Source organism: Desulfosarcina sp., from assembly GCF_041551955.1.
Lineage (GTDB): Bacteria > Desulfobacterota > Desulfobacteria > Desulfobacterales > Desulfosarcinaceae > Desulfosarcina.
Genome location: NZ_JBFELV010000267.1, coordinates 1 through 7,039, shown reverse-complemented (window position 1 = coordinate 7,039; position 7,039 = coordinate 1). Strand labels below are relative to the sequence as shown.

General features: G+C 57.3%; 8 protein-coding genes. 5 read left to right on the top strand and 3 right to left on the bottom strand.

Annotated features, from left to right (window positions below; all coding sequences use genetic code 11):
- Positions 1–551: glycine cleavage system protein R (locus ABYV26_RS17390; protein WP_372682624.1), on the top strand; the 551-nt coding region annotated here is incomplete at its 5' end.
- 22 nt (positions 552–573) lie between these two features.
- Positions 574–1,947, top strand: coding sequence for a PFL family protein (locus ABYV26_RS17385; RefSeq protein ID WP_372682623.1), 1,374 nt, complete (start codon positions 574–576; stop codon positions 1,945–1,947).
- Between the two features lie 81 nt (positions 1,948–2,028).
- Here the strand turns inward: ABYV26_RS17385 and ABYV26_RS17380 are convergent, their stop codons facing one another.
- Positions 2,029–3,081, bottom strand: a complete 1,053-nt coding sequence (locus ABYV26_RS17380) for an ABC transporter permease (RefSeq protein ID WP_372682622.1) — start codon at positions 3,079–3,081, stop codon at positions 2,029–2,031.
- Positions 3,082–3,093: 12 nt separating this feature from the next.
- Positions 3,094–3,978 (bottom strand): ABC transporter ATP-binding protein, encoded by an 885-nt coding sequence (locus ABYV26_RS17375; RefSeq protein ID WP_372682621.1) that lies wholly within the window; start codon positions 3,976–3,978, stop codon positions 3,094–3,096.
- A 222-nt stretch (positions 3,979–4,200) separates the two neighbouring features.
- On the opposite strand from ABYV26_RS17375, the gene ABYV26_RS17370 reads away from it, so the two are divergent.
- From ABYV26_RS17370 to ABYV26_RS17360, 3 genes are read left to right on the top strand one after another with little or no spacing between them, the layout of a single operon-like run.
- Positions 4,201–5,199: a TrkA family potassium uptake protein gene (locus ABYV26_RS17370; RefSeq protein ID WP_372682620.1), complete on the top strand. Its 999-nt coding sequence runs from the start codon at positions 4,201–4,203 to the stop codon at positions 5,197–5,199.
- An 8-nt stretch (positions 5,200–5,207) separates the two neighbouring features.
- A complete protein-coding gene (locus ABYV26_RS17365) occupies positions 5,208–6,146 on the top strand; it encodes a radical SAM protein (RefSeq protein ID WP_372682619.1) in 939 nt (312 codons plus the stop codon).
- Positions 6,147–6,174: 28 nt separating this feature from the next.
- The gene (locus ABYV26_RS17360; protein WP_372682618.1) at positions 6,175–6,753 is read left to right on the top strand and encodes a peptidylprolyl isomerase; all 579 of its coding nucleotides are present in this window, start codon (positions 6,175–6,177) and stop codon (positions 6,751–6,753) included.
- Between the two features lie 13 nt (positions 6,754–6,766).
- Here the strand turns inward: ABYV26_RS17360 and ABYV26_RS17355 are convergent.
- Positions 6,767–7,039: DEAD/DEAH box helicase (locus tag ABYV26_RS17355; RefSeq protein ID WP_372682617.1), on the bottom strand; the 273-nt coding region annotated here is incomplete at its 5' end.

Genomic DNA, 7,039 nt, shown 5'->3' with positions numbered 1-7,039 from the left:
AGAAAATGATCATTTCGGTCCTGGGCAAAGACCGGCCCGGCATCATCGCCGCCGTCACCCGTATTCTGTTCGAACAGGACTGCAACATCGAAAACGTCAGCCAGACCATTCTTCAAAACGAATTCTCCGGCATTTTTATCGTCAGTGTCCCGAACGTGCTGTCGGACGAGGGCTTGCACCGGCACCTGGAGGCCGGGCTTTCTCCCATGGGGTTGCACGTTTATGAAAAGCGGCTGTCCACCGACGATGATTCCCAGGCGGAGATTGACAGCGAACCCTTCGTGGTGGTCACCAAGGGACCGGATCGCAAAGGCCTGGTGGCCTCCATCACCGCCATCATGGCCGCCCACCGGGTCAATGTGACCAACCTGCAGGCCGTTTTCAAGGGCGGCGACGACCCCAATGCCAACATCATGATCTATGAGGTCGACATCCCCGGCGATGCCAATCACCAGGCCCTGCGACGGGACCTGCGGGAGAAGGCCCTGGCCTTGTCCCTGGACATATCCATCCAGCACAAACTGATTTTCGAAGCGATCAATCGCGTTTAAGGCGCGGAGAAAGACGGTTGCCATGTTCACTCAACGAGAAATCCTCTCCGTCGTGGAGATGCTCAAAAATGAAAACCTGGATGTTCGTACCGTCACCTTGGGTCTCAACCTGCTGGATTGCGCCAGCGACGACATCGGCCGGTTCACGGACAACATCTATGCCCGCATCACCGGTGCGGCCAAACATCTGGTGAAGATATGCGACGAGGTGGGGGACAAGTACGGGATCCCGGTGGTCAACAAGCGCATTTCGGTGAGCCCGATTGCCGTGGCCGGCGCCCCCTTCAATGCGCAGCAGATGCTGCGCGTGGCCGATACGCTGAACGAAGCGGCCGGCGCCGCCCGGGTGGATTTCATCGGTGGGTTTTCCGCACTGGTGGAAAAGGGCATCGCCAGGGGCGACCGGTCGCTGATCGAGGCCATACCCGAGGCGTTGACCGGCACACAGCGGGTCTGCGCATCCGTCAATGTGGCCTCCACCCGGGCTGGCATCAACATCGATGCCGTGCTGCTGATGGGCGAAACCATCAAAGAGGCCGCCCGACGCACCGCCGATCGCGATGGTCTGGCCTGTGCCAAACTTTGCGTATTTGCCAACATTCCCCAGGATATCCCGTTTATGGCCGGGGCCTATTTAGGCGTGGGCGAAGCCGATGCGGTGATCAACGTGGGCGTCAGCGGCCCTGGGGTGGTCAAAAAAGCCATCGACCGTGCAACGGCATCCAACCCGAACCTCAACCTGGGCCAGATCAGCGAAATCATCAAGCACACCGCCTACAAGGTCACCCGCATCGGCGAACTCATCGGCCGCGAAGTGGCCCAGCGACTGGGCATCAAGTTCGGCGTGGTGGACCTCTCCCTGGCTCCCACCCCCAACGTGGGCGACAGTGTGGGAGAGATTTTTCAGAGCCTGGGACTGGCCAGCATCGGCGTGCCCGGCAGTACGGTGGCGCTGGCCCTGTTAAACGACGCGGTGAAAAAGGGCGGCGCCTTTGCCAGTTCAAAAGTGGGCGGCCTGAGCGGCGCCTTCATACCGGTGAGCGAGGACCTGAACATCTCCCAGGCGGCCGCGCTGGGCCATTTGTCCATCGAAAAACTCGAAGCCATGACCTGTGTGTGCAGTGTGGGACTGGACATGGTGGCCATCCCCGGGGACACCAGCGCAGAGACCCTGGCGGCGATCATCGCCGATGAAATGGCCATCGGCGTGATCAACAAGAAGACCACCGCCACCCGCCTGATCCCCGTGCCCGGTAAAAAGGCCGGTGACCACGCCTTTTTCGGCGGCCTTTTGGGCGAATCCATCATCATGCCGGTAAACAACGCCACCGGCGAAAACCGGTTTCTGCGACGCGGCGGGCTGATTCCATCGCCAATCCACAGTTTGGTGAATTAAGGAATTCGAGGATTGAGGACTTGAGGGATGAACCATTCCAGTATTCTCAATTCCTCAATTCCCAATCCCACAATTCGGTTTTCATTTATTCCAGGAAAACAAGGCTGCCCCGGCCAATAGAAACGCCAAGGTCATGGCGCACAAGATGGCGATCTCCGGCATCACGGCAAACAGACCCTGCCCTTCGTTCATCACCTGTCGGGCCGCCTTCAACAAGTGGGTCAAAGGGAAGATCTTCGCCGAGGCCTGGAGCCACGCCGGTGCCCCCTCGATGGAAAACCATACTTCGGATAAAAACATCATCGGCCAGGATATAAAATTGAGCAGGCCATTGGTGAACTCTTCGCTGGTCCCGCGCGAAGCGACCACCAGACCCAATGATGTCATGCAGGTGCTGCCCGTCAGAAACACCACGAAAAGGTTCAGCAGGCTGCCGTGCACCTCAAAGCCGAGGATCCAATCACAACCCATCCAGACGATGACCAGGGTGAACATGAGCAGAAAAATCCGCGACAGCAACTGAGCGGTGAGATACTCAAAAGCGGTCAGCGGAGTCGCTTTCAGCCGTTTGAGCACCCCGTTTTTGCGATAGCGAACCACCACCCAACCGACCCCATAAAGGGCGCTGAACATCATGTTCATGCCCAGCACCCCCGGGAAAAGCCAGTCGATATAGCGAATCGGCACCCCCTGGATGTCCTTTTTCTCGAATCGAAATTCTGAATCAGGCGGCAGCAGGGCCTCTTTTAAAAGCCTTTCGGCGATTGCCCCGGAAGGGGATGAATCGCTGACCCAGTATCGGATCGGTTGGGTCCCTGTCTCGATCAACAAGTCTATTTTATGGTGTTTGAGCTTGTCCATCCCCTCGGCATGGGTTTCGAAAGCCACCAATCGGATGGCCTTGAATGCGGTAAACGAATCCGGGAGGATTTCGTTGGGCGGGTGGACGGATGCGCCCTGCGCGATCGGGAAAAGGCCCACTTTGAACTGGGATTGATAGTCTCCTCTGAAGATGACGCCAAATCCGAGGATGATGAGAAAGGGAAAAAGGAAGTTCCAGCCGAATGCCGCGCGGTCCCTGAAAAATTCCCGATTTCTGGCAATGAAGATAGCCCACAGTCGCTTGAATCGCATGCATCCTCCAGATCACTCCCGCAGGCTTCGCCCGGTCAACTTTAAAAAGACATCCTCCAGGGTGGGTGTCTGCACGTTCACACCACGCATATCCACCCCCATCGACAACAGCCGCGAGACCACCCCATTGACGTTTTCCGTCCGGATCTGAAACCGGTCTCCCCGCTGCTCGATGAATTCCTGCAGGTCGGGCGGCATTTCGGGGAACTGCGCTTTGGGCACCGACAGGGTTGCCCGTTGGCAGTGGGTTTCAATCAACGCCAGGGGTGCGCCGCGGGCAATCACCTTGCCCTTGTCCATGATGGCCACGTCGTCACAGAGTTTTTCCGCCTCTTCCATGTAATGCGTGGTAAGCACGATGGTGCGCCCCTGGGATTTAACTGTTTTGATGATGTCCCACAAATTCCGTCGGGCCTGGGGATCCAGACCGGTGGACGGCTCGTCAAGAAACACCAATTCTGGGCGGTTCAGCAAGGCCAGGGCCAACAACAGCCGCTGTTTCTGCCCACCGGAAATTTTATCGTTCAGTTGCCCTTTGACCTCATCGAGGTGGCATAGTTCAATCAAGTCGTCGATGGACGCGGTGTTGTCGTACAACCGGCTGAAGGTTTCCAGGGTTTCGGCCACGGTCAAAAACGAAAGCAGGGCGGTCTGTTGAAACATGATGCCGACCTCCTGCCGGAACTGCGCCGCCCGACCCGCACCTTTGTATCGAATCGTCCCGCCGGTGGGGTCAATGATGTCCTCGATGATTTCGATAAGCGTGGTTTTACCGGCGCCATTGGGCCCCAGCAGGCCAAAACAGCTGCCCTGGCCGATGGTCATGCTCACGCCGTCGACGGCCCTGAGGCGGCGGTAATGTTTTTGAATGTCAACGAGTTCCAGGATCGGTTTCATCGGCGCCGTCATTTCCATGGTTGGGGCTTGACTTGTCATCGAAGGTTAAAATATCTTATTTAATAAAAAGGGGTTGCACACGCTTGACAGTTGACAGGCAGCAGTGGTTTTTTTTATAGTCGCAAGGCCTGACCAAATCAAGCCGGATTGAAAAAATATCGACCGGCCGTGGACATCCCACCCATGTTCCGATGGTCTCGCCGGATGGGAAAATGAGCGACCATGCAACGTAAAAGCCATTTCACCTTTAGCATGATTCTGACTGCAACCCTCATTCTGATCGGTACGGGCGGGTACATGATCATCGAGGGATGGCCGTTTGACGACGCCATATACATGACCATCATCACCTTGGCCACCGTCGGCTACGGCGAAGTCCACCAAGTCAGCGACGTGGGCCGGATTTTCACTATTTTTCTCATCGTGGCCGGTGTCGGTTATTTTATGTACGTGGTCGGCCTGCTGGTACAGTTTTTGGTGGAAGACCGCATACGAGTCATTCTCGGGAGGCGCAAATTGGACAAGCAGATCGCCAGGCTTAAGGATCACTATATTATCTGCGGATATGGCAGAATCGGTCGAGTGCTGGCCCGCTACCTCACCGAGCGATACCTGAACGTGGTCATCATCGAGAAAAATGAGTCCCGCCAGGCGGCCATGGATGAAGACGGCGTGCTCTATCTGATGGGCGAGGCCACGGATGAAAACCTGTTGCTCCGAGCCGGCATCAAAGACGCCAAGGCGCTGATCACCGCCGTGGCCACCGATGCGGACAATGTCTTTCTGACCCTGATCGCCAAACAACTCAACCCCGGACTGTTTATCGTCGCCCGGGCGATCCAAAACACTGCCAAACGGACCCTTCAGGCCGCAGGGGCCAACAAGGTCATCTCCCCTTACGACCTGGGCGCCCGGCGGATGGCCCATGCCATTTTGCGGCCAACGGTGATAAAATTCCTTGAACTGGCTTTTGCCGACGACAGCACGGATATCCAGGTGGAAGAAATCCGGGTGCGATCCACCTCACAACTGCTCAATGTGGCCCTCAAGAATTCGGGCATTCGCCAGAAACTGGACCTGATAATCCTTACGATCAAAAAAGCCGACGGAACCATGATATTCAATCCCAAGGCAGACACCCGCATGGAAACCGACGATACCCTGGTGGTTGTCGGCCGGGCAAAGAGTGTCATCAAGCTGGAACAGATGATGCGCACCTAAAGGAGACCATGGCCCCTTCTACCCCCGCCTATCTGAAGGCCCTTGAGGCCGGCATCCTGCAGCGCCGCGTAAACCAGGGGATTGACGCGCTGGCCGATTGCACCCTTTGCCCGCGCAGCTGCCGTGTCAACCGAGCCGCCGGAGAAACCGGAATCTGTAATACCGGCCGCCGGGCGGTGGTGGCATCGTATAACGCCCATTTTGGCGAAGAGACACCCCTGGTGGGACGCAACGGATCGGGAACCATCTTTTTTTCCAATTGCAGCCTGCAGTGCAATTTTTGCCAGAACTACGAGATCAGCCACTTGGGAGAAGGCCGTGCGCTGACGGACGACCAGCTGGCAGCCATCATGCTGGAACTTCAACAAACCGGGTGCCACAATATCAATCTGGTCACCCCCAGCCACGTGGTACCCCAGATTCTCGCGGCCGTTAAGCTGGCTGCCCGCCGGGGACTGGTCGTACCCCTGGTTTACAATTCCAGTGGATACGATCGCGTGGAAACCTTGCAGCTGCTGGACGGGATCGTGGACATCTACATGCCGGATTTCAAGTTCTGGCTTCCTACCGTGGCCCGGGACACCTGCAATGCCCCCGATTACCCTGAATTGGCCAAGCAGGCGCTGCTCGAAATGCACCGTCAAGTAGGTGACTTGGCCATCGACAGCGCCAGCGGGCTGGCCTACAAAGGCATCCTGGTGCGCCATCTGGTGCTGCCCGGCGGATTGGCGGGGACGGCAAAGATTATGGCGTTTCTGGCCGATTCCCTTTCCCGGAACACCTATGTCAATGTCATGTCCCAATATCGCCCCTGCGGCCGGGCCCGAGAAATGCCGGCACTGGCCGTCGCCCTCTCCCCGGCAGAGTACGATCAGGCTGTCCGCACGGCAAAAGCGTCAGGCATCACCCGCCTGGACAAACCCCGACGGGTGTTTCAATTGTGGTAAACGGTGAATCATTTAAACAGAGGTGGATATGAAAAAAAGTGTCGTAATCTTGGTTCTGGTCTTTTTGATGGCAACGGGTCTGTCCATTGCCGCCGAGCCCCTGCCGCAGGTGAAACTGGTCACCAGCCATGGGGATATCGTGGTTGAACTGGACAGCGCCGCCGCGCCGAAAACCGTGGAAAACTTTCTGGCCTATGTCAAAGATGGCTTTTACGATGGCGCCATTTTTCACCGGGTGATCAAAGGGTTCATGATTCAGGGCGGTGGATTTGACGCGGACATGAAGCGCAGGCATCCACGACCACCGATTCTCAACGAAGCCGACAACGGTCTGTCAAATTCGATCGGCGCCATTGCCATGGCCCGAACGGCGGACCCCCATTCGGCCAGCGCCCAGTTCTTTATCAATGTGAAAGACAACGCCTTTTTGGACCACCGGGGTAAAACTTCTCAAGGCTGGGGCTATTGCGTATTCGGCAAGGTGGTGGAAGGCATGGGAGTGGTGAAGGCGATCGAAAACGTGCCCACCACCTCCCGTTCGGGGATGCAGGACGTGCCCAAGGAACCCGTGGTCATCAAGCAGGCGATGGTGGTTACGCGCCAATAGGTCAAGGGCTGTTTCATCTTTTTTGAAATATTGCCCCTGAACCCCCGCCGTATACCCGTTGCCGGGCCTTCGCCGCCGCAACCAGTGGCGCCACGCGTTCGTCCACATAGTCATAAACGCGGGCCCGCATTTTTCCCTGCGCCGGCCTCAAAATCCGCCCAAGGTACTGCATCACCCGGCCGCTGAACCGGACCGGGGTGGCCATGAACAACGTGGACAGGTCGGGACAGTCAAAGCCTTCACCGATCAACTGGCCGGTGGCGATCAGCACATTGACACGGCCTTT